Source organism: Acinetobacter sp. 479375 (assembly GCF_000581715.1).
In the GTDB taxonomy this organism is placed as follows: Bacteria; Pseudomonadota; Gammaproteobacteria; order Pseudomonadales; family Moraxellaceae; genus Acinetobacter; species Acinetobacter ursingii.
This window is the reverse complement of record NZ_JEZN01000030.1, coordinates 1-25,803: the sequence shown is the minus strand read 5'-3', so window position 1 is coordinate 25,803 and position 25,803 is coordinate 1. Positions and strand designations below refer to the sequence as shown.

The following is a 25,803-nucleotide window of genomic DNA, read 5'->3' as shown; positions in this document are numbered from 1 at the left end:
AAGTGGCTGCAGCTTATCTGCTCGCCGACTCAATGTTGAGAAGTCTGGAACATTCCAGTCGAGGTGAGCCATTTGAAAAAGGCTTTGAATGAAACCTTGTGTTTGGCGTAAAGCCAGTTGGAACAGGTTTCGTATCGTCAGGGCAAATTGAATTGCTATATCAGTGTAGGTAGGTTGACGTCCTTTTTTTCCAGTAGGTGTTGCAGACCATTGCATTTGGGGATCAAACCAAATGGTGAAAGCACCCCGTTGACGTAAAGCCTGATTGTACTCAGACCAGTTCGTTGTTTTGTATCGGCTTTTTGATTCTGTATTCATCTAACATGTATGGGGATGAAATTTATTTATGCAACAAAGCCATAAAAAGATATAATTACGAGAATGATGAAAATAAAATGCTTCTATGTGTTTTGCATGAATATATTCAACCTGAAGCTCTTCTAAATTATGTACATTCTTTAGATATCCGGCGTGGTGAAGGGGTTGATATATTTGGTGAGAATATCGACAAAAAAGGGTTGGATGAAAATAATGTAATTGATATCATTGGTAGAACTATAAAAGCTATTAGGAATGGTATAGTTCACTCTAGTGATAAATATAATAGAGCAGAAAGGTTTATTCCATTTAGTGAAAGTGAAACTACTGTAAAAAAATATCTTCCCGTTGTTAAATTTATTGCTGAGAAAATTATTGCTACAACTTCCCATTAATAAAGAAAACCCGCTCTAAAGCGGGTTTTCTTTTGAAACTAGATTAGCTTAACCAATCAATTTCTTCATCAATTCATTCACTTGAGCAGGGTTGGCTTTACCTTTTGCAGCTTTCATGACTTGACCGACTAGACCGTTAAAGGCTTTTTCCTTACCAGACTTGTATTCCTCAACCATTTTTTCATTGGCTGCAAGCACGTCTTTGATAATCGCTTCAATCGCACCTGTATCGGTTTCTTGCTTCAGGCCTTTCTCGCTAATAATGTCATCCGCAGATTTACCTTCTGCTTCCCACATAAAGCCAAACACTTGCTTCGCAATTTTACCGTTAATGGTGTTATCCACAATACGCGCAATCATACCGCCAAGCTGTTCAGCAGAAACAGGGGAATCCGCTAATTCTAAACCCGCTTTGTTTAAAGCGCCTGAGAATTCACCCATCACCCAGTTTGCCGCAATCTTACCTTGTGCAGCACCGCCAGATGCTGCAACCACAGCTTCATAGAAATCTGCCATTTCGCGTGAAAGCGTGAGAACATGCGCATCATATTCAGTCACAGCAAAATCTGCGATAAAGCGTTCACGACGTGCAGCAGGTAATTCTGGCATGGTGGCCTTAATGGCTTCAATTTGTTCATCTGCAATGATCACAGGCAACAAGTCTGGGTCTGGGAAGTAGCGATAGTCGTTCGCTTCTTCTTTAGAACGCATTGAGCGGGTTTCCATTTTGTTCGGATCAAACAAACGGGTTTCCTGATCAATCGAACCGCCGTATTCCAAAATTTCCATTTGGCGTTCAATTTCAACATTGATCGCTTGCTCAATGAAACGAAATGAGTTGAGGTTTTTTAACTCACAACGAGTACCAAATGCATCACCCGGACGACGCAATGACACATTACAGTCCGCACGGAACGAGCCTTCTGCCATGTTGCCATCCGAAATACCTAACCAACGCACCAAAGTATGAATCGATTTGATATAGGCAACGGCTTCTTCGACCGAACGCATATCGGGTTCAGATACAATTTCGAGTAATGGTGTACCTGCACGGTTTAAATCAATTCCCGACTGACCTTCAAATTGGTCATGTATTGACTTGCCTGCATCTTCTTCAAGATGCGCACGTGTCACGCCAATACGCTTAACTTCACCATCTTCAAGCTGAATGTCGATATGACCCAAACCGACAATTGGATTATCCATCTGGCTAATCTGATAGCCTTTAGGAGAGTCTGGGTAAAAGTAGTTTTTACGTGCAAACACCGATGCTTGATCGATATAAGCATCGATGCCCAAACCAAAACGAATGGCCAAATTTACCACTTCGGCATTTAAGACAGGCAAGACACCCGGCATAGCCAAATCAACCAAACTCGCTTGAGTATTCGGGTCTTGACCAAATTCAGTCGATGAACCTGAGAAAATTTTAGATTGGGTTGCCAACTGCGTGTGAATCTCAATTCCAATTACGACTTCCCAACCGTCAATCAGCTTTAACTTTTGAGCTGCTTTAGAAGTATCGTTCATTATGCAGTCTCCTCAGCAATTGCCGCACGTTGAGTGTGGAAGTTTGTATCTTGTTGGTATTGATGCACAATTGAGAGCAATTGTGATTCTGACCAATAATTTCCAATCAATTGTAAGCCCACTGGCAAGTTGTTATTGTCTAAACCCACAGGTGCGTTGATCGCGGGTAAACCTGCCAAGTTCACTGCAAGGGTATAAATATCGCCCAAATACATTTCAACAGGGGTTAAATCAGCTCCAATCTTATAGGCAGTCGTTGGTGCAGATGGTGCTGCAATCACATCAACAGTTTCAAATGCTTTTAAGAAGTCTTGTTGGATCAAACGACGTACTTTTTGTGCCTTCACATAATACGCATCGTAATAACCCGCAGAAAGGGCATAAGTTCCAATCAGGATACGACGTTGTACTTCAGCACCAAAGCCTTCAGAACGTGAACGCTTGTATAAATCCATCAAATCGACTGGATTTTCACAACGGTAGCCATAACGCACACCATCATAACGTGACAGGTTCGAAGATGCTTCAGCAGGGGCAATCAAGTAATAGGTAGGCACATAGCTTTCAGTCATGCTGAGATCAATCTCAACTAGAATTGCACCCATCTCTTCAAGCTTTTTCAAAGATTCTTCAACACGTGCTTTAACGTCAGCATCTAAACCTGCCACATTGAAGTATTGTTTTGGAATCCCAATACGCAAGCCTTTCAACGAGGTTGCATTCAAGTTTGCCACATAGTCATCGACATCTTTCTCGACCGAAGTTGAATCTTTGGCATCATGTCCTGCAATCACATTCATCAAGTAGGCACAATCTTCAGCCGAACGTGCCATTGGTCCGCCTTGATCCAGTGAAGATGCGTAGGCGATCATCCCGAAGCGAGAGACACGACCATAAGTCGGTTTTAAGCCTGTTAAGCCGCAGAATGACGCAGGTTGACGAATCGACCCACCTGTATCTGTCCCTGTAGCAAAAGGTGCAAGATCAGCCGCAACAGCTGCCGCTGAACCGCCAGACGAACCACCGGGAACTCGATCCAGCGCCCATGGGTTTTTGGTCGCACCAAAATAGGAGCTTTCTGAGGTTGAGCCCATTGCGAACTCATCCATATTCACTTTACCCAAAGTGACCAGACCCGCAGCTTTGGCTTTAGCGACCACGGTGGCATCATAAGGTGAGATAAAATTATCTAGCATTTTTGAACCAGCAGTAGTTTTAATGCCTTGGGTACAAAAAATATCTTTATGTGCTAACGGAATGCCTGTTAATACTGTGGCATTGCCTGCTTTCAGTGCTGTATCGGCTGCATCTGCCTCAGCCAGTGCTTGTTCAGGCGTGACAGTCACATAACTTTGAATCTGGGCATCAAGTTTGGCAATACGATCCAGATAATGTTGAGTCAATTCGCGTGAGGAAAATTTCGTCTGGCTTAAGCCTTCGGAAAGTTCACGAATAGATAAGCGATGTAAATCTGTCATAAGTAAAAATTCTATATCGTCAAATTCTAAAATTTAGGGAGATAAATCACAAAGAATTTATCTGTTTTTAACTATTCAATGACGCGTGGAACCAGATAAAGTCCGTCCTGCGTTTCAGGTGCAACTGCTTGATATTCATCGCGATGATTGCTTTCAGTGACCACATCCGCACGCAAGGGCTGCGGGTTGTCAAACGGACTTTTCAGAGGTTCAACACCCTCAGTATCAATGCTTTTTAGGCTGTCCATCATGTCTAAAATTTTATTTAGACTTTGAGCATAGTCGCTAGATTGCGTATCATTAAGCGACAATCGAGCAAGATTGGCGATTTGAGATACGGTTTGTGCATTTAAATCTGAATGCTGAGCATCCGATGTAGACATAACATCACCTAAGTCAGTATTAAAAATTTGCAAATAATGTGGCTTATAATAAGCGATTGACTTGTTCAAAGCATCACATTTAGTTAAAGTTGCCAACTTGCGTCCATATAAAGTTTAACTGAGAACGATCCGTGATTCTAAAACGACTAATTGGCTTGTTTTCGCCAGATCTAGCCATTGATTTAGGTACAGCAAATACACTTATTTATGCACCAGGCCGAGGTATTATATTAAATGAGCCGACTGTTGTGGCGATTCGTCACAGTGGTTCGCAGAAAATTGTAGCTGCGGTAGGTCTCGATGCTAAACAAATGTTAGGTCGTACGCCAGCCAATATTTCTGCAATTCGTCCAATGAAAGACGGTGTGATTGCTGATTTCGAAGTCACCGAAACCATGTTGAACCAATTTATTGGTAAAGTACATGAAAAACGCTTATTTCCACCCGCACCACGTGTGGTGGTGTGTGTGCCATGCAAATCAACTTTAGTTGAACGCCGTGCCATCCGTGAGGCTGTATTTAATGCAGGTGCGCGTGATGTGCGTTTAATTGAAGAACCAATGGCCGCTGCGATTGGTGCTGGTATGCCAGTTGAACAAGCGTGTGGTTCAATGGTGGTTGATGTGGGTGGTGGTACCACCGAGATTGCGATTATCTCACTTCAAGGCTGTGTCTATGCCGACTCACTCCGTATCGGGGGGGATGTATTTGATGAGCAAATTATTCATTATGTGCGTAAAGCACACGGTTGTGTGATTGGGGAAACAACCGCTGAAATCATCAAGAAAGAAGTGGGCATGGCGGTTTCAGATGGTCAGACCTTGGAAATAGAAGTTCGTGGTCGTAATTTGGCAGAAGGTGTACCTCGCTCAATTACCGTGACTTCTGATGAAGTCATGCAAGCGATTTCTGATCCACTTCAAAGCATTGTCAGTGCGGTGAAATCAGCACTTGAACAAACTCCACCTGAACTCTCTTCTGATATCGCAGAGCGCGGAATTGTCTTAACCGGCGGCGGTGCTTTATTGCGTAATCTAGATAAGTTACTTGCTCAGGAAACAGGCTTACCCGTGGTCGTTGCAGAAGATCCTCTGACTTGTGTGACACGTGGTGGTGGTAAAGTACTGGAGTTCTTTGATAACCCAAATCATGACATGCTCTTTGTTGGTTAATACTTTTTAAGGACGAGGCGGTGCAACCGAATCTTTTTTCAAGACAACCGCCATCTTTTCGCTCGTTTGTCATCGCGGTTATTACATGTCTGGTGTTGCTGTTTATTAACTGGCGCATGCCCCATGTTATCAAGCCTGCGAGGGATGTAACCTATGCTGCATATAACCCGATTTATGCACTAGCCAGCTATCCTGTACTGTCGCGAGAATGGCTCAACCAACAAACCAAGTCTGAAACCCAGTTACGTCGTGAAAATACAGCGATGCAGGCTGAGTTGCTTCAGGCACAGGTGCGCCTACAAAAATTATCTGAACTCTCTGCGGAAAATACCCGTTTGCGGGGATTATTGGATACGCCTTTAATTATTGATGGGCGTATGGAAATTGCAGAAGTGATCGGGACAGATGCAGATCCATTGCGTCATATCATTATTATCAACCGCGGTGAGACCAATCAGATTAAAGTCGGTCAAACAGTTTTGGATGATAAGGGGATTATGGGGCAGGTCATTAATGTCTATCCACATAGTTCACGTATCATGCTGCTTTCAGATAAAGAACATTCACTTTCTGTGCGTTTGGAACGGACTGGGATGCGCGCCATCGTGTCTGGAACTGGCGATCTTGGACGTTTAAAAATGGAATATGTTCCCACAAGTGCCAATGTACAAATTGGGGATAAAGTCTATAGTTCGGGATTGGGCGAACATTTCCCCGCAGGTTATCTGGTGGGAACAGTCTCGTTGGTCCGTCGACATAATTCGGGTGAGTTCTCTGAAATTGATGTGACTCCTGCGGCGCAGTTGGCCAGTGGACATCATGTTGTGGTGTTATTTTCTGAATCCCTAGCGATGGAGCAACCGTATGCCAATCGCTAAGTTAAAATATGAAAAGCGTAAAGATCCTCTGATCATTATTATTATTTCAATAGTGATCAGTTCGATTTTAATGATTTATCCATTGTCCTATGATGTTTCGGGCTGGCGACCATTGGTGATGTTGATGGTCATGCTGTTCTGGGTGCTGTGTCAGCCAACGTGGTGTGGCGTCTGGTTTGCATTTGCCACTGGATTATTTACCGATTTATTAATCGATTCGCCATTAGGACTCAATGCGCTGAGTTTTGTTTTGATCACGTTTATTGTGCGTTATTTCACTCGTGAAAGACGGATTTTAACGTTTATGAACTTATGGACGATTGTGATTTTAGCCTTGATTGCGCATTTGTTTTTTATGTGGATGGCGCAAATCATGGGAGGCTTCCATTTTTCCATTGCTCGCCATTGGCAACCGTTGATGACCAGTATTTTATGTTGGCCGATCATTTATTATTGTTTACATAAATGGCGCATTTAATTTTGGCGTCAAGCTCGCCCAGACGACAAGAGCTGCTTAGGCAGCTTGGTTTGGACTTTGATATTGTTCGTCCAGATATTGATGAATCTATACAGGACAATGAATCCGTTTCGAGTTATGTTGAACGTCTGGCACGAGAAAAAGCTCAAGTCATTTTTAGCCAGTGTCCAGATGCGGTGATCTTAGCAGCGGATACAAGTTTGGGACTTGATGGTAAGATCATTGGAAAGCCAGAATCTAAAGCGCATGCTTTTGAAATCTGGACCGCATTGTCTGGTCGTCAGCACGATGTTTTTTCTGGAATTTGTGTAGCCACTGCAAGCGATTTTTTGAGTCAAGTTGTACAGACCCGAGTTGAATTTCAGCATTTAACTCAAGCAGATATGGAAAATTATTGGGCAACAGGGGAACCTGTGGGTAAAGCAGGCGCATATGCCATACAGGGAGCAGCTGCCCAATTTATTCCTCGAATTGAAGGCAGTTATAGCAATGTGGTGGGCTTGCCTTTATTCGAGACAATACAGTTATTAAAAAGAGTTAAGTTTATAGGGGAAAACGGCGGCTTTAATTAATCGATTAGATTGGACGCTTGATCTTCTTTAACTCTGGAACAAGAATTTTTATAACATTTTGAGTTTGAGTATGTCAGAAGAACTACTGATTAATGTCACGCCTATGGAGTGTCGGGTGGCATTAATCCAAAACGGAACAGTCAACGAATTATTTGTTGAGCGGACAGTCAAACGTGGCTTGGTCGGCAATATCTATACAGGAAAAGTGGTTCGTGTATTGCCGGGTATGCAGGCGGCTTTTGTCGATATTGGATTATCCCGAACTGCATTTCTACATATCAATGACATGGTTTGGCCACGTTCGCAGCCAATGCCAAATGTTTTTGAGCTTTTACATCCGGGGCAAATTCTCACTGTGCAAGTGATGAAAGATATGCTTGGTACTAAAGGCGCGCGTTTAAGTACTGATCTCTCCATTCCTTCACGCTATCTGGTTCTGATGCCTTATGGTAATCATATTGGGGTGTCACAGCGGATTGAATCGGAAGAAGAACGAGATCGTCTGCGTAGCATGATTGAGCGTATTCAAAAAGAACACAATTTACCAGGGAGCGTGATTGTTCGAACGGCTGCTGATGGGATTGATGAAGCATCGATTGCGCAGGATATGTGCTATCTGGCAAAGCTATGGGAGTTTATTCAACGTAAGCAAAAAGGTGGTGTCGTTCCAAATCTAATTTTTGAAGAATTACCTTTACCACAGCGGGTAATCCGAGACTTAGCCAATGAAGAAACCTCAAAGGTATATGTAGATTCACGTGAAATTCATGCAAAACTGGTGGAATTTATCGATGAATTTGTCCCCAATATCAAAGATCGATTGATTCATTATCCCGGCGAGCGTCCATTATTCGATTTATATAATGTCGAAGAAGATATTCAAAAGGCTTTACAGACTCGGGTTGCCTTAAAGTCTGGCGGTTATTTGATGATCGATCAAACCGAAGCGATGACCACCATTGATGTTAATACCGGCTCTTATGTAGGCGGTCGTAGTCTCGAAGACACGGTTTTTAAAACCAATATGGAAGCGACACAGGTCATTGCACGTCAGTTACGACTTCGTAATCTGGGCGGTATTATCATCATTGATTTCATTGATATGCAAGAGGCCCTGCATCGTGAAGAAGTGATGCGTCAGCTCGAAAAGATGCTGGAACGTGACCATGCTAAAACCAAAATTACACAAGTGTCTGAGCTTGGTCTGGTAGAAATGACGCGCAAACGTACGCGCGAATCTTTGGAACATTTGCTGTGTGAGTCCTGCCCGACTTGTCAGGGGCGGGGTTATGTGAAGACAGCAGAAACAGTGTGTTACGAGATATTTCGAGAAATTTTAAGATATACCCGAGCATTTGAATCCAAGAGTGGCTTTACTGTCGTTGCGCATCCTGCGGTGATCGATCGCTTATTGACGGCGGAAGCTACTGCTGTCGCGGATTTGGAGCATTTTGTGAATCGTGTCATAAAATTTCAGGTCGAAAATTTATACACGCAAGAGCAATATGACATCATTTTAAGCTGAAATTGTAACAGGATTTCGCTTAATCCTTGTTACAACTGAAATTTTACTTTCGCCTGCGAATTTTAAATACTAGACATATCCAGTAGCCAAAGACAAATTCTCCCTTTTTAGACGTCTTAGCAAGTCGAGGTTCTCTAGCATGAATGTAAGTGAAAGATTACTTGGTCAAGGTTTAAAACATGTCATGGACAGCAGCAATGTTGTGAATACATGTTATATGGTGGACGATCAAGGTAAAGAAGTACAAATTACCACCGCGATGATCCGCTCAGTGTGCCATCAATTACTCAAACAATGTCGTACCATTAAAAAATAAGGGGCATATCAAGCCCCTTATTTTATTCTTGTGATGGCTTAACTGACTGCACTGATTTGAGTTTCACGTTGTTGCATACTTTCTTTTTCTGCAATTAGTTGTTCAAAACGAAGAATTTCATCTTCTAGATGTGTCAATAAATTTTGCATACGTGGCAACGCATTACGGCAAGCAGTTAAACCCACTTCAAGTTTATCCAGATAACTGGTCATGGTGATGTTTAGCGCTTGTCCATCAAGGACAATAGAAGCAGGGTAAAGTGCATCCAGTTTAGCGCCATTCCAGTAAAGTGGCTCACGTGGGCCAGGAACATTGGAAATGACCAGATTAAATGCCTGATGTTTTGGCATCATGCCAGATAAGATATTCAGTCCAGCAGGACCATAGACCACAGCACTATAGTTTAAAATCTGATCACTGGTCATGCGTTTAAAGCGCTGTTTGGCATTTTGTACGCTACGACGAATCGTTTGTAAGCGTTCTAAAGGATCATCTTTATGGGTCGCCAGATTTGCCAGAATCATGGTAATTCGATTACTGACGTCAGAGTCATCACTGCGTAACGAAGCTGGCACCATCGCAATTAATGGTTTATTTGGCAAGCTTTGATGGCTAATCAGATATTCGCGTAATGCACCAGAACACACCGCCAAAACGATATCATTGATGGTGACATCAAGTGCTTTGGCAATATGACGAAAGCGATCTAGCTCAAATGACTGTGCCGCAAAACGGCGTGAAGAGCTGACGCGTTGATTCAATATTGAACTCGGTGCCTGAAAGCTCGAGACATAATCAGGATTACGCCCGAAATCTTTTAACAGTGTTTGAGAAAGTTCCTGCATCACGCGTGGCGTAGCTTGCAGTTGATCTTTCAAGCCCATTAACACTTTTTTGATTCGTCCAGGCTTGGACTCTTTTAAACGTTTAGCGCGTTTGCCTTCGACACACCAAGGGGGAACGATACTTTTTTCTGTTGGATCATCTGATAGTGATTTTTCAATCAAACGCATCCCTGCAACGCCATCTACCATCGCATGATGAATTTTGAAATACATGGCGAAGCGATTACCCTCAATCCCTTCAATAATATTGCATGTCCAGAGCGGTTTTGCCCGATCAATGAGAGTGCTATGTTCCTGAGAAATATAAATCAGTAACTCGCGAATTCGTCCCGGGTGGGGTAAGGAGACATGTCGAAAGTGATGGTCCAGATCGAACTCTTCATCTTCATCCCAAAAGAGACCGCTCAGTCGATTGTTAAATGGCGGGACAGGAATGGTTTTGGATTTGCGAATATCGTTGACCAGATCTTGCATAAATGTATCTGGGGCATTTTCTGGAATTTCAAATAAAAACAGACCGCCTACATGCATAGGCTGTTGTCTTTTTTCTAAGGATAAGAATATAAAGTCAATTGGGTGTAATGGGCGCATAGCTTGGATTGCCTCACTGCAATTATATCAATAACCCTTGATGAGCTACGTTTTTAGAATTATAGAACACGTGTCTATTAGAAGTGTATGACTAGTATATAAGCAAAAATGTACATAAAGCCAATAAAATGTGATGAATGTTGAGATAACACAGAAGCATTGATTTTACTCAATACTTGTTGTTTATAAATTGACGTATTCGTCCTTTTGAAAATGAAGTCTCTATGGAGCATTTATTCATCGCTGTTTAGGTTTTCTTTCATTATCTCCTTTAATAAAGAGATAAACATGACCTGTGAAAGCCATTGTTTGATTGAATCATTTGATCAATAAAAAAGGTAGCCATTTTCATAAGCTACCTTTTTAAAACTAAGCTATTAATGACTTAAGTGTAAGCCACATTCACGATGTTCTTCGCCCTTGGTCGGATCAAAATAATCTTCATTATCAGGAAGATTATGTTTTTGCATATATTCCCACAGGTCTTTCGATGTCCATTTGAGTAAGGGTGCAACTTTAATCAGTCCATCTGGATTGATACTGACTGCGTCCATTTCCGCACGAACTGCGGTATCGGTGGCACGTAAAGCCGTAAACCAGACTTTCGGTGCAGTTTCGCGTAAAGCGCGTTCAAATGGTTCTAGTTTGACTTCTGCGGTGAAAGCTTCATGCTTTGGATCATCTAGTGCAGGTACTGGGCCTTCCAAAGCTTCACGATGGGCGCGAGAGCGTTTCGGTAGATAGGTGAGTAGATTGAGATTGAGTCGTTTGGTAATTTCGTCCACATATTTATAGGTGGTTTCGGTGTTGTAGCCATTATCCATCCACACGACTTGGATGTCGGGTTTAACACGTGTCAGCATATGCAAAATCACGGCTTCAAACGGACGGAAATTCGTCGTCACAATGGCTTTTTCATTCAGGCTCAGCGCCCATTCAATCAACTTTTCAGCATCATTGCCTAATTCTGCATTGATACGTTCTAAATCTAAACTCATTCCAGTGTGCCTTATTAGATATCAACTGATTTTGCAGATTATTATAATCTAATTTGAAGCGTCAACCTGAATAATCGCTCAATTTGAGTTTAAAAGATTGTGTGTGCAGAAAAGTCTACATGTTAAACTAATGCCATTTTTAAAATCCGCTGGAGTGAGCATGGAAATCGTTTGTTTAGACTTGGAAGGTGTTTTGGTTCCTGAAATCTGGATTAATTTTGCAAAAAAAACAGGCATCAAAGAGCTTGAAGCCACTACGCGTGATATTCCAGACTACAATGTGCTCATGACACAGCGCTTAAATATTTTAAAACAACATGGTTTAGGCTTAAATGACATTCAGGCGGTGATTGCCGATATGGGGCCATTGCCTGGGGCGAAAGAGTTTGTGGAATGGATACGTACTCATTTTCAATTGATCATTCTTTCAGATACCTTCTATGAGTTTGCACATCCTTTGATGCAACAATTAGGTTGGCCAACGATTTTCTGTCATAAATTGGAAACAGATGATAAAGGTATGATCACGGCTTATAAACTCCGCCAACCAGATCAAAAACGTGAAGCTGTGAAAGCTTTGCATGGTCTGAATTTCCGTGTAATTGCAGCAGGTGATTCGTATAACGATACCACGATGTTAGGCGAAGCAGACCATGGTTTCTTGTTTGATGCGCCAGATAATGTGATTGCTGAATTTCCTCAATTCCCTGCGATTCATGGATATGATGCGTTAAAAGAAGCGATTCGTTCAGTTTCACAACGTGATATTCCTGCTTAATCGCTAAGTTATTTAAACCAAAGGCGCTTTAAGCGCCTTTGGTTTTGCAATCCAAAATCATCAAGAAGAGTTACACAGTTTACTGGGTAAAATAGATCAGGCATTAAAATAAGGTTTTTTGGTTTTAACTTTTTTGAAGAAACGGCGCGGATTTAATTTTTGTAATAATGATGCTGGCACGGGACAGGCTTCATACAACATCAAGGCTGCCAATATTTCACTACACAATGGCGCAAATAAAAACCCTTTAGAACCTAAACCTGCAAAGGTAAAGATACGCGAGTTTTCCTGAACTTGTCCGAGTAATGGGAAATAATCAGCCGTTTGCGCTCGGATAGAGGCGCGTCCTTCCCAAACGGCAGGATCTGGTAAGTGTTGTGCATAAGTTGGATAGACGCTGTGGATTAAATCAAAGTTATGCACATGGTCTTCTAGCAGAACATCTTCATCCTCCCGATTTGGGTAAAACGATGCGCCTAAAATTAAATGTTCAGCATCCAGCTGCATACAATAACCGCCATAACTATACGCTTGGTCTTGAGCTAAAGGGTGTTCGCTATTGTTTAGCCAACTGACTTGACCTCGAATCGGCTTTAGGACAGGGTATTGGTCAAATAAGTCTGAACTGGCTTTAGCGCAACACACGACGACTTGATCTGCCTCTGCTAAAACATGTTGATCTTGTATGAGTTGAACCATCGACCCCATTTCGATCAATTGTGTGACTTTGCCAATTTTCAGGTCAATATTGCGGTGTTTCAAGATTTGATCACGAAGCTGATGCGGAGAAATCGCGCCAGCCTGTGTCAGCTTTAAACTGGGCAACGTCGTGGCAATTTGACTCTGTTCAGGCATTTGTGTTTGTAATAATCCAACTGGATATTGTTCTGCAAGATCGAGTAAGTCTTGTGGGTTTTTTTGTGCCATTTGGTTGACTTGAATGGCACGAAAAGCTTCAAATTTTGGATAAAAATTTAAAGCATATTGCCATGTCAGGGTCATTAAATGCTCATGCGCTTGTTCAATCGGACAGAGTTTTGGATTAAGCAAGGCCAACGGATTGCCTGATCCACCTGAGAGTGGTTGCTTCTGCTCATAGATGGTAATGTGGTGTCCACGTTGAGCCAATGCCCACGCCACATTTAAACCCGCGATTCCCGCCCCAATAATCGCAATATTTTGTGGTTTAAAGTCTTCGGTAGGCTGATCTATAGCAGATGATTCAGTTTTTTCTTCAGTCTGTTGCCAGATTGCTTTGAGCATTTCACGTTTATGACCAAACCCTTTGGGTCTGGAAATGGCAATGCCATGTTTTTTAAGGCCGCGCTTGAGTACCCCTGCCACACTAAACGATGCAAAAGTTGTCCCAATATCAGAAAGCCTGACGATGTGATTGAGCACCTGTTCTTCCCAAAGCTCTGGATTGCATGAGGGTGCAAAGCCATCAAGAAACCATGCATCAACCGCTTTGGTTTTTTCAATCATAGGGAAAACATCATGTGCATCACCTAGCCATAGATCCAGACTAAATCGTTCTTCAGGAAAACTTAAACGGTGACAGCCTGCGATTGGAAGCGGATACTGTGCAATAAGTTGGTCGGCAAGAGGTTTGAGTTCAGGCCAAGCATTCAATGCACGAATCAAATCGGTTTTGTTTAAAGGATATTTTTCAACGCTGATGGCATGTAAATGGCTCTGATTAGCTGGACGTACCTGTTGCCAGAGTTGCCACAAGGTTAAAATATTTAAGCCTGTACCAAACCCTGTTTCACCGACACAGAAATATTGAAAAGGTTGTAGTTGACTTAACCGCGTACTGAGATCGTTGCCATTTAAAAAAACATGTCGGGTTTCAAGTAAGCCATTGGCTTTAGAGAAATAAACATCGCCAAACTGTCTGGAAATGGGAATATCAATGCCATCGACAGATTCCCAATCCAGTTCAGCCGTTTCAATACCAGAGCTTGTCACTGAAAAACCTTTAAAATCGTTTTAAAGGATGAATTTTACCACTGACGACGACGTTTGGTGTGAATATAACTGGCAATCAGAAAGCCCAGAAATACACCTACGCCCATGACTGCACCGCCGTACAAAAACATTTGCGCACTGCGTTCACTTTGTAAGACTTGAACCTGAACCAACAGATTATCATTTTTAAGTTGTAACTCTTGATTCTGAGTTAAAGCATCCAGATTGGCTTGTTCCAGTTGTTTGAGTCGTCCTGCTTGATCTTTAACCAATGCCTTGATTTTGTTGTCCTGATCAGCTTTGGCTTTTGCAATTTGTTCGGCTGTTAACGGTTTGGTTTCTGCATTTGGGTCAGCAACAACAGCGCTATTGGCAGGCGCTGGTTTTGCAGTTGTGGTTGCAGTTGTTGTGGCGGTTGCTGCCACTGATGTTGGAGCTGCTGCGTTGGGTACAGCTTCAACAGCCCATGCCGTCGAACATAATAGTGATAAACCAATAAGCACTTTGGAAATGGTTGACATAATTTTACTCTTTCGGAAATGCTTTATTGAATGGTTTAACTTCAATGTTTGCATAGATCCCTTCAAGCAGGAAAGGCTCATCTTTGAGCCACGTATCCAGTGCTTCGCGACTGTCAAAGTCTACAATAATGGTACTGCCATAAAAACCCGCTTGTGGATTGGTCGGATCTTTAGGCATTGCACCTGCCACAATCAGACGACCTTCATCATCCAGTTTTTGTAATCGTTCAAGATGTTGAGGGCGAACAGCTAAACGTTTTTCTACAGTTCCGTCATTGTCGGTACAGGTGACTACAAATAATGGCATAGGTCAATCTCAGAGTTTGATTTTAAAGCAATTTAAGCATCAGGCGATTTAAAGTATTTACGCAATACAACAAACTGAATAATGATAAAGGAAAACATGACGATCATGTCACCAAAAGCTGTAAATTCACCCCAATATTTGCCATGCATAAAAATAAAGGCAAAAAAGCAATGTAACAGCGACATCACCACGAACATGGCTGCCCAAGCAAAGTTTAGATTTTTCCAGCCTTGTTCACTCAGTTCAAAAATCGGACCAAATAAACGTTGGATCAGTGGTTTCTTATCTTTGCTGAACATCGGTGAAAGTAAAAATGCCCCTGCAAAAATTAGATTTAAAATCACGGCTTTTAAACGGATATAGAAATCATCACTGAGCATCAAGGTAATACCGCCAAAAATGACGGTCATGAACAGCACAATCCATTGCTGTTTCTCCAGACGGAACTTTTGGGTAATGAACAATCCACCATAAATAACCAACATGGAAATAATCAGACCCGTTGTCGCGACGAGAATATTATTGTTATCGACACCACCTGCTGATCCAATCAATTGTAATAAGGGATGATGCGTATCTTTGGGATCAACGGTTTTGTATAAATAAAAGAAAATAATGAGGGGCACAAAGTCTAAAAGTGCTTTCATGTTAGAGTATCTAAACTGGATCAACGAAGTGGCATAGTATAAAGATGCAAGGCATAGATTTACATACACATAGCAATATTTCTGATGGAACTTTGTCACCAGATGCATTGGTCAAATCGGCAGTTGAATGTGGTATTCATACGCTGGCCTTGACTGATCATGACACGATGGATGGTGTGGAACTCGTTCGAAAAACTGCTCAACAGTATGATATTCATATCATTTCTGGTGTTGAAATCTCCAGTCAATGGTCACGTCCAGCCACGAAAAAGAGCTATGGTGTGCATATTGTCGCCTTAGATATGCAACAGCCTGAACCTCTACAAGATGCACTTAGGATACAAAAAAAGATTCGTGCAGAACGTGCCAAACAAATTTGCCATTTACTTAAAAATTGTATCGGACAGGATATTTATGAAGATGTGCTGACTTTGGTCGATGGAGAGGCAGATCGAATCACGCGAACACATATTGCTAAAACCCTAGTGAACAAGGATATTGTTTCACGTCCACAGCAGGCTTTTGATCGGTTTCTAAAAGAAGGTAAACGTGCGTTTGTGAAGTTTGATGGTTTGAGTCTACAAGAGACTATTCAGATCATTCACCAAAGCGAAGGCTATGCAATTTTGGCACATCCGACGCGCTATGACTTATCGGCGACCAATGTCCGTTATTTGATTGAACTGTTTGCACAACTTAAAGGTGATGCGGTGGAATTACCGCCAAGTGTTGAGCCCTTATCTACTCGTCAAATGGTCGATCGAATGATCGAACAGTTGGATTTAAAAGTTTCAATTGGCAGTGATTTTCATGGTGATAATATGCCGTGGATTAAACTTGGGAATACGCCTGTGCCAAAAGCGGATCAACAGGGAATTTGGAATGTGTTTAGATAAAAGTTTAATCCGTTTTATCGTCATACCACGGATATTGATATTGAAAGTAATGGCTTAAGTATTCTAAGAAGAATTGGATTTTGGGTGGAACAAGTTTTCGATTTGGCCATACAGCATAAATCGAAGTAGATTCGACGGGATAATTGTGAAGGATCTGAACGAGTTTACCTGAGGCTAAATCATCAGCGATATGCCAGATCGAATGATTGGATATGCCTAATCCAGATAAGGATGCCTGTCTGATTGCTTCACCAGAGTTCGTTGTAAAATATCCATTGACACGGATAGTTTGATATTCAGCATTTTCATCAAGCAACTGCCAATGATCCGTTAAACCATTTTCATGCTGTTGTAACAGACATCGGTGCAATGTCAATTCAGATGGGGTCTGAGGACAACCATATTTTTGCAGATAATCTGGAGATGCACACAATAAGCGTTTATTTAAAGTTAATGGTTTTGCAATTAAGCTTGAATCTCTCAACTGACCAATTCTAATCGCCAAATCCATACCATATTTGATGAGATCAATATTTTGGTCATTTAAATCCAGATAAATTTTTAGCTCAGGATGCAAAAGAGAAAACTCAGCAATAACGGCCGTTAAAATTTTCGTTCCAAAGGTTGAAGATGTTGTAATTCTGAGTGTTCCATTGAGGGTATGGTCTTTGACTTTTAACGACTGTTGCACGTTTAAAAAATCAGAAATCCAAGGGCGACCGTGCTCAATAAGTATTTTTCCTTCTTCCGTCAAGTTTAATTTTCTTGTGCTTCGGTGAAATAAACGTAACTGTAGATTGTTTTCTAATCTCTGAATCCTTTGACTGGCAACAGATGCCGAAATATTGGCTTCTTGTGCAGCTTTACTGATAGAGCCCAGATCTGCAACGCGAATAAAAAATTGAAAATCTTCTGTATTCATGATCAATAAAATCAGAAAAGTATTTTCTCATTATCATGGTTTTTTTGAAAATGTCATTGCGCTATTGTGAATTTAACAAGATAAAACACGAAGCTGGAGTGAGTAATGAATTATCATTTTTTAGGAAACTCGGGTTTAAAAGTCTCTGAGCTTGGTTTTGGTGCAGGGACTTTAGGCGGCAAAGGTCAACTTTTTTCTGCTTGGGGACAACCGAGTCAAAACGAAGCTAATCGTATGATACAAATGTGTCTGGATGCTGGAATTAATTTTTTTGATACTGCTGATGTCTATTCCGATGGCGAGTCTGAGACAATGTTGGGCAAGGCTTTAGCCTTAGATAGAAAAGACACGATCATTTCTACCAAAATCGGTATTCGAAGCTCAGATGGGTTAAATGCGGCAGGTTTTAGCCGCAACTATTTGCAATATGCCGTAGAGCAGTCTTTAAAGCGCTTGGGTACAGATTATATTGATGTGTTGCAAATCCATCAGTTTGATAGCTTTACTTCATTGCATCAACTGATGAAAACACTTGATGAATTGGTTCGAAGTGGAAAAGTACGTTATATCGGCGTTTCAAATTTTTCAGGTTGGCAATTAATGAAGGCACAAGCGATTGCCGACCATTATGGTTATGAAAAGTTTGTGGTCAATCAGGTTTACTACTCATTGATCGGTCGGGATTATGAATGGGAGTTAATGCCTTTAAATGATGATCAACAAATTGCTGCTGTGGTCTGGAGTCCATTAGGCTGGGGGCGTTTGACAGGAAAATTTGATCGACAACATCCGATCCCTGCTGAAAGTCGCTTGCATGATACTGCTCAATTTGCTCCTCCTGTCAACGAAGATCATTTATACCAAGTAATTGATGCTTTGAAAGAAATTTCGGAACAAACAGGCTATACCATTCCTCAAATTTCTTTACAGTGGTTATTACAAAGACCCACTGTGGCGAGTGTGCTGATTGGCGCTCGAAACGAAACACAACTTCAAGATAATCTAAAGGCCAAAGATATTTATTTATCCCATGAACATGTTGAAAAATTGAATCAGGCGAGTGCGATTTATCCAGCTTATCCTTATTATCCGTATTGGAATGGACAATTTACAGAGCGCTTTAAATCAATTGTTGACTCTCAATTTATTCGTCACTGATCTGAAGCATTTTCTATAAGATCTGTGCGTGAGATATAAGAAGAGGCTAGATGTTATAACAAATTATGATCTTGAGCTTGAATAGGCGGTGGGGTTGGTCTGCCTAAAGTTCCTAATAACTCAATTTCGATGAGCCGCACCATCGAATCGAGTGGAAGGTCATTACTTTGTGTGCCAAAGGGTTCTTCAATTTCAGAACTTAAAGCATCCAGCCCTAAAAAAGTATAGGTTAAAATCCCGACCAGTAATGGCGTCCCTAAACCCAGAATAGGCCCCACGCTAAAAGGCAACATAAAACAGAAAAAGAACACGGTACGATTCAGCAAAACCGAGTAAGCAAAGGGAATAGGGGTGTTGGCAATACGGTCGCAACCGGTCTGTACTAGACTGAGTTCGGTGACATAGCGATTTAACTGCGTGTAAATAATGTCACTGATCTCACCTTCTTTGAGCGATTGCATTAACTCCCATTGAATCAGGCTTAAAGTGTATTGTGGTGCATTATGTTGTTGATAGAGCTGCGTCAGGGCTTGTTGACTCATTCCTGTGGTTTCTGTCAGCTCAGTCGGATGTGCTGTTTGATGACGCAGGCGATCACGAAGTGTATTGGCAAAAACAATCACATGTTGAATGACTTTTTCACGACGACCTTGTGGCAAAATACGGCAGTCCCGATCAAAATGTCGTGCATTGGCGATCAAGGCTCCCCAGAGTTTACGGCCTTCCCACCAGCGATCATAACAGGCACTATTTTTAAAGCCTAAAAATATGGAAAGTACGACGCCAATGAGGGTAAAACCGACAAGGGGAAGTTCTGGGAAATGATAAATCTGAGTATATTCAAGCCCACCGACAATCGCAGAAAGCAGCATCACCACGCCGAGAGCAGGTAAAATTTTGGGTAAAATCGTTCCGCGCCAAGAAAACAGTAACTTTATGAGATCGGTTTGGTCGCGTACAATCATGATTCAACGGGCAAGGATTTTTTTATGATCTTTACCAGTTGATCAGGCTTTGTCAATACAATTGCAACATGATTTTATAAATTGAGCAGTCGCTGTTCAGCAAATGAAAAAGTTGCCTGTTTAGCCACAATAATATGATCAATCAACTTGATCTCGACACATTCACAAGCCTGTTTTAACTGTTGGGTCATTTCAATATCTTCGACCGAAGGCCGTACTTCACCAAAGGGATGGTTATGTGCAATCACGATAAAACTAGCATGTTGTTGAATGGCATAACGCAAGGTTTGTTTGATTGAAACACTGCAAAAATTGGTAGAGCCAAAAAACAGTTTTTTGAAATGTAACTTGCGTAACTGACTATCCAGACACAGGACAGCAAACACTTCCTGCGTTTCACCTTGTAACTCATAACGTAAATAATCGAGTACCAGTTGAGATGAATCCAGATTTAAATAATCTTGATGAAAATGATTATTCAAATAACGTCTGCCTAATTCCTTGACTGCCATTAATTGTGAATATTTGGTCGCGCCCATTCCATGAAACTGACACAGTTCTTCCTGTGAAGCGTCAAATACAGGATTAAGCCCCCCAAAATGCTGAATCAGGAGTCTAGCCAGTTCAACCGCAGAGTGCTGTCTCGAGCCTGAACGTAAGAAAATCGCCAGTAATTCTGCATCTGATAAACTGCTTGCGCCTTGTTCTAGCAGGCGTTCACGTGGGCGTTCTTGTTGTGGCCACGCTTTGATCGATTGTTTAATAGAATGATTCATTATAAATATCACTTATTGCCATTATTTTAATTCTGATTTCATAGCCAATCACTTGGGTATGCGCGTATTTAATGCTATTGTGAGCGCCACTGCAACATAAAGGTAAGCTGTTTGTGAGCTTTGATTTAAGTGTTATTCCTCATAAAAACATCATCCTAGCGGTTACTGGCGGCATAGCAGCCTACAAAAGTGCGATTATCGTTCGTCGGCTAAAAGATTATGGATTTAATGTGCGTGTGGTGATGACCCACGGCGCACAAGCATTTATTACCCCCTTAACTTTTCAGGCACTTTCAGGTAATCCTGTACATACCGAATTACTAGATCCTGAAGCAGAAGCGGGCATGGGGCATATCGAGTTGGCGCGTTGGGCCGACTTGGTTTTGGTTGCGCCAGCAAGCTGCGATACTTTGGCAAAATTTGCGCACGGTTTAGCAGACGATTTACTCAGTACCTTGTATTTGGCGACTAAAGCGCCTATTTGGGTCGCGCCTGCCATGAATCAGCAAATGTGGGCAGCAAAAGCCACACAGCGTAATTTACAGACATTGGTGGAAGATGGTGTGCATGTGATCATGCCTGATGCAGGTTCGCAAGCTTGTGGGGATGTTGGTCTGGGGCGTATGCCTGAACCTGAACAATTGGCTTATCAGGTGCGCGAATATTTTCATAAAGCCCAACGTGCCATCGCAGAAAAATTTGGATTATTGGCGGGGAAGCATGTAGTGGTGACCGCAGGGCCTACACGCGAAGCGATTGATCCTGTGCGTTATATTTCCAATCATAGTACGGGGAAAATGGGCTTTTCGCTTGCGGCGGCGTGTTATGCAGCGGGTGCGAAAGTGACCTTAATTGCTGGGCCTGTAACACTGGATACACCAAATGGTGTGCAACGTGTCAATGTTGCTTCAGCTGTGCAAATGCTGGATGCGAGTATGCAAACGCTAGATGAAGGCTGTGATATTTTTATCGCAACGGCAGCAGTGGCAGATTACCGCGTTGCTCAAGTGGCAGATCAAAAAATTAAAAAAGCGGGCGATGAGTTGGCAGTTTCACTGATTAAAAATCCAGATATTGTTGCCACGATTGCACAGCAACAACAGCGCCCATTTATGGTGGGTTTTGCCGCAGAAACGCAAAATGTTGAAGAATATGCAGCAGGCAAACTAGTGGCGAAAAAACTGGATATGATTGCTTGTAACGATGTCTCACGTAAAGATATTGGTTTTGCTTCAGATGAAAATGCCATGACTGTGTTTTTTGCACAAAGTTATCATATGAATAAACGTGAACTTGAAAAAGCCTCTAAACAGGAAATTTCGCAGCAATTGGTCGAAGCCATTGCCGATGCTTTAAAACGCAAAATTTAAACCGCCTGTGTTTATACAGCTAAATTTGAGACAAAGCTCCAACAAAAGGCGCTTTTTCTTTTTTTGAAACTTGGTTATGTTTGAGCAGTCAAATGATTGACTAAACAGGGAATGCACCGATGAAGAAAGTATGGTTCAGTGCATTGTTTCTAAGTTGTTTTGGATTGAGCCACCTTGCGACGGCAGCCACTTTACATGACAACATGGTAACAATTGCAACTGCTTATGCAGATTTTAATAAATCGACTAATGCCAACGATGCCAGTTCTGCACTGACAAAAATGCGAATGGCTGCGCTTGATTCTAAAACATCGAAACCCAATAAATTAAAAAATCAGCCAGATCATAGCGCTGATGTTAAAGCCTATCAGGCTGGACTTGATCAACTGGTCGCTGAAATTGATAAGACGTCTGGATTGGTCAAAGCCAATCAATTGGCTCAGGCGAAAGTAGAAGGCAAAAACCTGCTTAATATTCGCAATGAAAATCATAAAAAATTTAAATGAAGCCTGACCGAATATTAGACATAAAAAAACCACCAAACGGTGGTTTTTTTATTTGGGCAATTAAGCCTGACCTTCAGCAACGGTTGCCTGAGCACGTTGCATATTGGCTTCAAATTCAGCATCAAAGTTGATAGGAGTCAACAGTAATTGAGGGAAACTGCCTTTTGTCACCATATCATTGACTGCTTCACGCAAGAACGGGAACAGAATGTTAGGACAATAAGCACCTAGAATGTATGGAAGGCGTTCTTCTTCAATATTTTCAATCAGGAAAATACCTGCTTGAGTGACATCTACAATAAACGCTGTCTCGCCATCATTATTGGCTTGAACCACTACTTTTAATGACACTTCAAAGTGCGTTGGATCAACTTTTTCAGCAGCAGATGAAAGGTTGATATTCAACTCTGGTTGCCATTGTTTAGTAAAAACTTGCGCCCCAGGAACTTCAAATGAAATGTCTTTGGTATAAAGACGTTCTAAAGAGAGTTGTGGTTGAGTTTGTTGTTCTTCACTCATTCTTTTTTCCTTTACAATTTAAGCGAGTTTAGGCCAGTAACGGGTCGAGTTTACCATCACGCTCTAAAGCATAAAGCTGGTCAAAACCACCAATAAACTGATCATTAATAAAAATTTGAGGCACAGTGCGATGATTGGTGCGTTGCATCAATTCAACGCGCACTTCTGGGGCTTCATTGGATAAATTAATTTCTTTATACTCAACGCCTTTACGCTCAAGAAGCTGTTTTGCACGCACACAATACGGACACATTGTGGTCGAGTAAATCGTGATATTTGCAGACATAAAGTTCTCCTTAAGCTTTGGTTTTGCTTTTCACCAGTGGCAGGTTTTGTGCTTTCCAGTTACTAATTCCGCCATCAAGACGATAACTGTCAGCATGACCAACTTTTTGCAGGGCACTACCTGCAACCTGACCTAAATTACAAATGAACACCAATGGGCGGTCACTTGATTTTAACTCATCAATATGGCTAGTCAGTTGGCTGTATGGAATGTTACGGCTACCGCTGATATGACCTTCACGAAAATCACCCGCATCACGTAGATCAATCAGTTGAGCATTTTTCGCTTTAACTAAAATACCAAGTGATTGTGGGGAAATCTTACGACCATTACGTTGCCCTTCAAACACAAAGAACAGCACAATTAAAACAGCCAAGATTCCAAACAAAAAGGGGTGATTCCCCATAAACTCTAACCAGCGTTCCACAAGTCACCTAATTCAGCTTAAAATTGACGTAGAGTATAGCTCATATACATGGTGATCAAAATCACCAGTTCAAGGGTAATTTTGATAGAAAATTAACTTTTTTGTTGCGCATCCTGAATTTCTTCATTTAAACGCAAATAACTTTCAAGTCTACGCGGTAAAATTTCACCCGCGACAACCGCATTTTTGAGTGCACACTGTTTTTCATGCGTATGCGTACAGTTACGAAATTGGCAATGTCCCAAGTGCGCAGCAATTTCTGGGAAGCCTTCACGAATTTTATCGGCATTTAAATGCCAAAGCCCAAATTCACGTATCCCCGGAGAATCAATCAGTGCGCCATTTTGACCAAAACTGATCAACCGAGTGGAGGTGGTGGTGTGTTGTCCCAATGCCGAGTTCTCTGAAATGATATTAGTTTTTTGCTCTGCATCTGGCACGATGGCATTGATGAGTGAGCTTTTACCGACACCAGACTGTCCAACAAATGCCACGGTTTCACCATCGAGTCGTTCACGTAACGCTGATAAATCACCTTTGGCCTGACAAATCAGACTTTCATAACCCAGCGCCTTATATTCATCGAGTAAGGTCAAAATTGGATCATGCTCTTGTAGTAAATCAGATTTATTAAGCACCAACAGCGCAGGGATATTGGCGTCTGCACAGGCGACTAAATATCGATCAATTAGACTTGGTGCAGGTTCTGGCAATGGCGCAAAGACAATCACAATCAGACTGATATTGGCCGCCACAGGTTTGACTTTATGGTAGCGATCAGGACGAGTGAGTAAGGATTGGCGTGGATGAATGGCAGTAATAATGCCTAAACCTGTATTGGGATCGGCCTGCCATTTGACTCGATCACCTGTGACCAAGAGTTCAAGATTGGTGCGCGTATGACAACGCCAGACACTGCCGATTTCTATGGGTTTCCAAAAAGGTTCTGGTTCACCTGCAGCAACTATGGGCTTTTCAGGATGAGGCTCGGGTACAGATAAAGCCTGTACTTCAAGTTGGCGACCATAGTGCTGCACAACCAAGCCTTCCAGATCATGAGAAGTCTCGATTTCCTCTTGGCGTACCTTATGTTGTTTGTCTATGCGGCGTTGCTGTTGTTCAGTTAAGCGCCGTTTACGAATTAGAGCCATTCATTCCTAAAACCCACTGTTTGAGGTGGCAAAAATAGCATGAACTGGCTATGGAATTACAGCCAAGATGTAATTAATTTGCTACTATTGATGTTTTTCAAGCCTTTAAGATTCCATATTCATGAGCAGCACATTAGATACACGGTTAATCTGGATTGACCTCGAAATGACTGGTTTAGATACAGACAATGACCAGATTATTGAAGTTGCAACGATTATTACAGATGATCATTTAAATATTTTGGCAGAAGGTCCAGTTTTGGCAGTGCATCAGCCAGATCGTATTTTAAATGCTATGGATGAATGGAATACACGTCAACATGGACAGTCGGGCTTGATTGAACGTGTGCGTCGTAGCAAATTAACCGCTCAGGATGCAGAGCTGCAAACGCTTGAATTTTTAAAAAAATGGGTCAGCCCAAAAAGCTCGCCGATGTGTGGTAATTCGATCTGTCAGGATCGTCGTTTCTTGCATCGTTTAATGCCTGAACTCGAACAATTTTTTCATTACCGTAATTTGGACGTGTCGAGTGTGAAAGAACTGGCTAAACGCTGGCGTCCAGAAATCATGAGCGGCTTGAAAAAAAATGCTTCGCATTTAGCGATGGATGATATTCGTGATTCGATTGCCGAGCTGAAATATTATCGTGAATACTTTTTTATTAAGAACTAATCAATTAGAAAATAAAACGATACGTTAATGATTTTGTATAGATTGGATAAAATCCTTCTTTAAAATTAAAAGGTTGGTTTTTAAAAATAACAAGCTGAATTTGGATTGAATTCAGCTTGTTTTAATTGACTTTGATGAGATAAAAAAATAAGGGGCTGTACTAGATAAGATTCAAATTTCAGTCCAAAACCGCAAAGTTTTTAGTTGTTGTTTTGGACTACCGTAGTTAAATCTAAACTCACATTCCTTAATAAACAAGTGAAAAGAATCCTTGGGTATTCCATTATATTTTCTTAGCGTTCTTTTCGCCTGATTCCAGAAATTCTCAATGCCATTGATGTGATTATGCCCATTCGCAAAATGGCTTGAATGATTGATTCTATAATGTCTAAAACCTGCTATGTCCAAAGCATTATAACTATGCCAGTGATCTGTATAAACAATACTGTCA

The 25,803-nt window shown here is 41.6% G+C and carries 31 protein-coding genes; 13 read left to right on the top strand and 18 right to left on the bottom strand.

Annotation, left to right across the window (positions count from 1 at the left end; all coding sequences use genetic code 11):
• Window positions 1-318 (bottom strand): IS5/IS1182 family transposase (locus tag J500_RS15405; RefSeq protein WP_034700455.1); only part of this gene is annotated, 318 nt, incomplete at its 3' end.
• Between the two features lie 5 nt (window positions 319-323).
• On the opposite strand from J500_RS15405, the gene J500_RS15400 reads away from it, so the two are divergent.
• Window positions 324-713 (top strand): hypothetical protein, encoded by a 390-nt coding sequence (locus tag J500_RS15400; RefSeq protein ID WP_034700453.1) that lies wholly within the window; start codon window positions 324-326, stop codon window positions 711-713.
• Between the two features lie 48 nt (window positions 714-761).
• Here the strand turns inward: J500_RS15400 and gatB are convergent, their stop codons facing one another.
• The 3 genes from gatB to gatC form a co-directional block, all read right to left on the bottom strand.
• The gene (gene gatB, locus J500_RS15395; protein WP_034700451.1) at window positions 762-2,243 is read right to left on the bottom strand and encodes an Asp-tRNA(Asn)/Glu-tRNA(Gln) amidotransferase subunit GatB; all 1,482 of its coding nucleotides are present in this window, start codon (window positions 2,241-2,243) and stop codon (window positions 762-764) included.
• The gene (gene gatA, locus J500_RS15390) at window positions 2,243-3,721 is read right to left on the bottom strand and encodes an Asp-tRNA(Asn)/Glu-tRNA(Gln) amidotransferase subunit GatA (protein WP_034700449.1); all 1,479 of its coding nucleotides are present in this window, start codon (window positions 3,719-3,721) and stop codon (window positions 2,243-2,245) included. Before gatA ends, gatB begins: the two co-directional genes overlap by 1 nt.
• A gap of 71 nt (window positions 3,722-3,792) precedes the next feature.
• Entirely contained in the window at window positions 3,793-4,104 is a 312-nt protein-coding gene (gene gatC / locus J500_RS15385) for an Asp-tRNA(Asn)/Glu-tRNA(Gln) amidotransferase subunit GatC (protein ID WP_004992579.1), read from the bottom strand.
• 131 nt (window positions 4,105-4,235) lie between these two features.
• Between gatC and J500_RS15380 the strand changes: the two genes are divergently transcribed.
• The 6 genes from J500_RS15380 (at window position 4,236) to J500_RS17425 (ending at window position 9,045) form a co-directional block, all read left to right on the top strand.
• The gene (locus J500_RS15380; RefSeq protein WP_004992581.1) at window positions 4,236-5,276 is read left to right on the top strand and encodes a rod shape-determining protein; all 1,041 of its coding nucleotides are present in this window, start codon (window positions 4,236-4,238) and stop codon (window positions 5,274-5,276) included.
• A 20-nt stretch (window positions 5,277-5,296) separates the two neighbouring features.
• Window positions 5,297-6,154 (top strand): rod shape-determining protein MreC, encoded by an 858-nt coding sequence (gene mreC / locus J500_RS15375; protein WP_004992584.1) that lies wholly within the window; start codon window positions 5,297-5,299, stop codon window positions 6,152-6,154.
• Entirely contained in the window at window positions 6,141-6,632 is a 492-nt protein-coding gene (gene mreD / locus J500_RS15370; RefSeq protein ID WP_034700447.1) for a rod shape-determining protein MreD, read from the top strand. Before mreC ends, mreD begins: the two co-directional genes overlap by 14 nt.
• Entirely contained in the window at window positions 6,620-7,204 is a 585-nt protein-coding gene (locus J500_RS15365) for a Maf-like protein (RefSeq protein ID WP_034700446.1), read from the top strand. The genes mreD and J500_RS15365 overlap by 13 nt, the downstream gene beginning before the upstream one ends.
• 70 nt (window positions 7,205-7,274) lie before the next feature.
• Entirely contained in the window at window positions 7,275-8,729 is a 1,455-nt protein-coding gene (rng, locus tag J500_RS15360; protein WP_004992590.1) for a ribonuclease G, read from the top strand.
• 139 nt (window positions 8,730-8,868) lie between these two features.
• Window positions 8,869-9,045, top strand: coding sequence for a PA1571 family protein (locus tag J500_RS17425; protein ID WP_004992592.1), 177 nt, complete (start codon window positions 8,869-8,871; stop codon window positions 9,043-9,045).
• A 38-nt stretch (window positions 9,046-9,083) separates the two neighbouring features.
• Here the strand turns inward: J500_RS17425 and J500_RS15355 are convergent, their stop codons facing one another.
• Entirely contained in the window at window positions 9,084-10,481 is a 1,398-nt protein-coding gene (locus tag J500_RS15355; RefSeq protein ID WP_034700443.1) for a WS/DGAT/MGAT family O-acyltransferase, read from the bottom strand.
• A 377-nt stretch (window positions 10,482-10,858) separates the two neighbouring features.
• The gene (locus J500_RS15350) at window positions 10,859-11,479 is read right to left on the bottom strand and encodes a phosphoadenosine phosphosulfate reductase family protein (RefSeq protein ID WP_005002207.1); all 621 of its coding nucleotides are present in this window, start codon (window positions 11,477-11,479) and stop codon (window positions 10,859-10,861) included.
• A gap of 160 nt (window positions 11,480-11,639) precedes the next feature.
• On the opposite strand from J500_RS15350, the gene thrH reads away from it, so the two are divergent.
• The gene (gene thrH, locus J500_RS15345) at window positions 11,640-12,257 is read left to right on the top strand and encodes a bifunctional phosphoserine phosphatase/homoserine phosphotransferase ThrH (protein WP_034700441.1); all 618 of its coding nucleotides are present in this window, start codon (window positions 11,640-11,642) and stop codon (window positions 12,255-12,257) included.
• A gap of 96 nt (window positions 12,258-12,353) precedes the next feature.
• On the opposite strand, the gene mnmC is transcribed toward thrH, so the two are convergent.
• The 4 genes from mnmC to J500_RS15325 are packed head-to-tail and all read right to left on the bottom strand — an operon-like array spanning window position 12,354 to window position 15,703.
• Window positions 12,354-14,228, bottom strand: coding sequence for an FAD-dependent 5-carboxymethylaminomethyl-2-thiouridine(34) oxidoreductase MnmC (gene mnmC, locus J500_RS15340; RefSeq protein WP_034700439.1), 1,875 nt, complete (start codon window positions 14,226-14,228; stop codon window positions 12,354-12,356).
• Window positions 14,229-14,263: 35 nt separating this feature from the next.
• Window positions 14,264-14,749, bottom strand: a complete 486-nt coding sequence (locus J500_RS15335; RefSeq protein ID WP_034700437.1) for a hypothetical protein — start codon at window positions 14,747-14,749, stop codon at window positions 14,264-14,266.
• Between the two features lie 4 nt (window positions 14,750-14,753).
• A complete protein-coding gene (locus J500_RS15330; RefSeq protein ID WP_004992606.1) occupies window positions 14,754-15,056 on the bottom strand; it encodes a YciI family protein in 303 nt (100 codons plus the stop codon).
• Between the two features lie 32 nt (window positions 15,057-15,088).
• Window positions 15,089-15,703, bottom strand: a complete 615-nt coding sequence (locus J500_RS15325) for a septation protein IspZ (RefSeq protein ID WP_004994898.1) — start codon at window positions 15,701-15,703, stop codon at window positions 15,089-15,091.
• Between the two features lie 44 nt (window positions 15,704-15,747).
• Here J500_RS15325 and J500_RS15320 point away from each other — a divergent pair, with 44 nt between their 5' ends.
• Window positions 15,748-16,599: a PHP domain-containing protein gene (locus J500_RS15320; protein WP_034700435.1), complete on the top strand. Its 852-nt coding sequence runs from the start codon at window positions 15,748-15,750 to the stop codon at window positions 16,597-16,599.
• Between the two features lie 4 nt (window positions 16,600-16,603).
• Here J500_RS15320 and J500_RS15315 read toward each other — a convergent pair whose 3' ends face one another.
• Window positions 16,604-17,521 (bottom strand): LysR family transcriptional regulator, encoded by a 918-nt coding sequence (locus J500_RS15315; RefSeq protein ID WP_034700433.1) that lies wholly within the window; start codon window positions 17,519-17,521, stop codon window positions 16,604-16,606.
• A gap of 105 nt (window positions 17,522-17,626) precedes the next feature.
• On the opposite strand from J500_RS15315, the gene J500_RS15310 reads away from it, so the two are divergent.
• Entirely contained in the window at window positions 17,627-18,679 is a 1,053-nt protein-coding gene (locus J500_RS15310) for an aldo/keto reductase (protein ID WP_034700430.1), read from the top strand.
• 53 nt (window positions 18,680-18,732) lie between these two features.
• Here J500_RS15310 and J500_RS15305 read toward each other — a convergent pair whose 3' ends face one another.
• Window positions 18,733-19,644, bottom strand: coding sequence for a bestrophin family protein (locus J500_RS15305; protein WP_004992618.1), 912 nt, complete (start codon window positions 19,642-19,644; stop codon window positions 18,733-18,735).
• A gap of 74 nt (window positions 19,645-19,718) precedes the next feature.
• Entirely contained in the window at window positions 19,719-20,420 is a 702-nt protein-coding gene (gene radC / locus J500_RS15300) for a RadC family protein (protein WP_034700428.1), read from the bottom strand.
• Window positions 20,421-20,533: 113 nt separating this feature from the next.
• On the opposite strand from radC, the gene coaBC reads away from it, so the two are divergent.
• The gene (coaBC, locus tag J500_RS15295; protein ID WP_034700426.1) at window positions 20,534-21,790 is read left to right on the top strand and encodes a bifunctional phosphopantothenoylcysteine decarboxylase/phosphopantothenate--cysteine ligase CoaBC; all 1,257 of its coding nucleotides are present in this window, start codon (window positions 20,534-20,536) and stop codon (window positions 21,788-21,790) included.
• A 119-nt stretch (window positions 21,791-21,909) separates the two neighbouring features.
• Entirely contained in the window at window positions 21,910-22,296 is a 387-nt protein-coding gene (gene cybC / locus J500_RS15290) for a cytochrome b562 (protein WP_034700424.1), read from the top strand.
• Between the two features lie 60 nt (window positions 22,297-22,356).
• On the opposite strand, the gene secB is transcribed toward cybC, so the two are convergent.
• The 4 genes from secB to rsgA all read right to left on the bottom strand — a co-directional run bounded on the left by secB (window position 22,357) and on the right by rsgA (window position 24,679).
• Window positions 22,357-22,815 carry a protein-export chaperone SecB gene (gene secB / locus J500_RS15285; protein WP_034700422.1) on the bottom strand — a complete coding sequence of 153 codons (459 nt, stop codon included), beginning with the start codon at window positions 22,813-22,815 and terminating at the stop codon, window positions 22,357-22,359.
• A gap of 28 nt (window positions 22,816-22,843) precedes the next feature.
• Entirely contained in the window at window positions 22,844-23,101 is a 258-nt protein-coding gene (grxC, locus tag J500_RS15280) for a glutaredoxin 3 (RefSeq protein ID WP_004992626.1), read from the bottom strand.
• Window positions 23,102-23,111: 10 nt separating this feature from the next.
• Entirely contained in the window at window positions 23,112-23,528 is a 417-nt protein-coding gene (locus J500_RS15275; RefSeq protein WP_004992628.1) for a rhodanese-like domain-containing protein, read from the bottom strand.
• A 92-nt stretch (window positions 23,529-23,620) separates the two neighbouring features.
• Window positions 23,621-24,679, bottom strand: a complete 1,059-nt coding sequence (rsgA, locus tag J500_RS15270) for a ribosome small subunit-dependent GTPase A (RefSeq protein ID WP_034700420.1) — start codon at window positions 24,677-24,679, stop codon at window positions 23,621-23,623.
• A gap of 121 nt (window positions 24,680-24,800) precedes the next feature.
• Between rsgA and orn the strand changes: the two genes are divergently transcribed.
• The gene (gene orn, locus J500_RS15265) at window positions 24,801-25,352 is read left to right on the top strand and encodes an oligoribonuclease (protein ID WP_034700418.1); all 552 of its coding nucleotides are present in this window, start codon (window positions 24,801-24,803) and stop codon (window positions 25,350-25,352) included.
• Window positions 25,353-25,523: 171 nt separating this feature from the next.
• Here orn and J500_RS15260 read toward each other — a convergent pair.
• The coding region (locus J500_RS15260; RefSeq protein ID WP_034698995.1) for an IS1595 family transposase at window positions 25,524-25,803 on the bottom strand (280 nt) is incomplete at its 5' end.

What these genes read in the sequence shown, in the direction of transcription:
- radC (WP_034700428.1), bottom strand. Translation starts at nt 20,420, where the DNA reads ATGAATCATTCTATTAAACAATCGATCAAAGCGTGGCCACAACAAGAA.
- rng (WP_004992590.1), top strand. Translation starts at nt 7,275, where the DNA reads ATGTCAGAAGAACTACTGATTAATGTCACGCCTATGGAGTGTCGGGTG.
- mreD (WP_034700447.1), top strand. Translation starts at nt 6,141, where the DNA reads ATGCCAATCGCTAAGTTAAAATATGAAAAGCGTAAAGATCCTCTGATC.
- J500_RS15315 (WP_034700433.1), bottom strand. Translation starts at nt 17,521, where the DNA reads ATGAATACAGAAGATTTTCAATTTTTTATTCGCGTTGCAGATCTGGGC.
- J500_RS15305 (WP_004992618.1), bottom strand. Translation starts at nt 19,644, where the DNA reads ATGATTGTACGCGACCAAACCGATCTCATAAAGTTACTGTTTTCTTGG.
- J500_RS15365 (WP_034700446.1), top strand. Translation starts at nt 6,620, where the DNA reads ATGGCGCATTTAATTTTGGCGTCAAGCTCGCCCAGACGACAAGAGCTG.
- J500_RS15350 (WP_005002207.1), bottom strand. Translation starts at nt 11,479, where the DNA reads ATGAGTTTAGATTTAGAACGTATCAATGCAGAATTAGGCAATGATGCT.
- thrH (WP_034700441.1), top strand. Translation starts at nt 11,640, where the DNA reads ATGGAAATCGTTTGTTTAGACTTGGAAGGTGTTTTGGTTCCTGAAATC.
- J500_RS15335 (WP_034700437.1), bottom strand. Translation starts at nt 14,749, where the DNA reads ATGTCAACCATTTCCAAAGTGCTTATTGGTTTATCACTATTATGTTCG.
- J500_RS17425 (WP_004992592.1), top strand. Translation starts at nt 8,869, where the DNA reads ATGAATGTAAGTGAAAGATTACTTGGTCAAGGTTTAAAACATGTCATG.
- rsgA (WP_034700420.1), bottom strand. Translation starts at nt 24,679, where the DNA reads ATGGCTCTAATTCGTAAACGGCGCTTAACTGAACAACAGCAACGCCGC.
- gatC (WP_004992579.1), bottom strand. Translation starts at nt 4,104, where the DNA reads ATGTCTACATCGGATGCTCAGCATTCAGATTTAAATGCACAAACCGTA.
- J500_RS15325 (WP_004994898.1), bottom strand. Translation starts at nt 15,703, where the DNA reads ATGAAAGCACTTTTAGACTTTGTGCCCCTCATTATTTTCTTTTATTTA.
- J500_RS15400 (WP_034700453.1), top strand. Translation starts at nt 324, where the DNA reads ATGTATGGGGATGAAATTTATTTATGCAACAAAGCCATAAAAAGATAT.
- J500_RS15320 (WP_034700435.1), top strand. Translation starts at nt 15,748, where the DNA reads ATGCAAGGCATAGATTTACATACACATAGCAATATTTCTGATGGAACT.
- secB (WP_034700422.1), bottom strand. Translation starts at nt 22,815, where the DNA reads ATGAGTGAAGAACAACAAACTCAACCACAACTCTCTTTAGAACGTCTT.
- gatB (WP_034700451.1), bottom strand. Translation starts at nt 2,243, where the DNA reads ATGAACGATACTTCTAAAGCAGCTCAAAAGTTAAAGCTGATTGACGGT.
- orn (WP_034700418.1), top strand. Translation starts at nt 24,801, where the DNA reads ATGAGCAGCACATTAGATACACGGTTAATCTGGATTGACCTCGAAATG.
- J500_RS15310 (WP_034700430.1), top strand. Translation starts at nt 17,627, where the DNA reads ATGAATTATCATTTTTTAGGAAACTCGGGTTTAAAAGTCTCTGAGCTT.
- J500_RS15330 (WP_004992606.1), bottom strand. Translation starts at nt 15,056, where the DNA reads ATGCCATTATTTGTAGTCACCTGTACCGACAATGACGGAACTGTAGAA.
- cybC (WP_034700424.1), top strand. Translation starts at nt 21,910, where the DNA reads ATGAAGAAAGTATGGTTCAGTGCATTGTTTCTAAGTTGTTTTGGATTG.
- J500_RS15355 (WP_034700443.1), bottom strand. Translation starts at nt 10,481, where the DNA reads ATGCGCCCATTACACCCAATTGACTTTATATTCTTATCCTTAGAAAAA.
- grxC (WP_004992626.1), bottom strand. Translation starts at nt 23,101, where the DNA reads ATGTCTGCAAATATCACGATTTACTCGACCACAATGTGTCCGTATTGT.
- gatA (WP_034700449.1), bottom strand. Translation starts at nt 3,721, where the DNA reads ATGACAGATTTACATCGCTTATCTATTCGTGAACTTTCCGAAGGCTTA.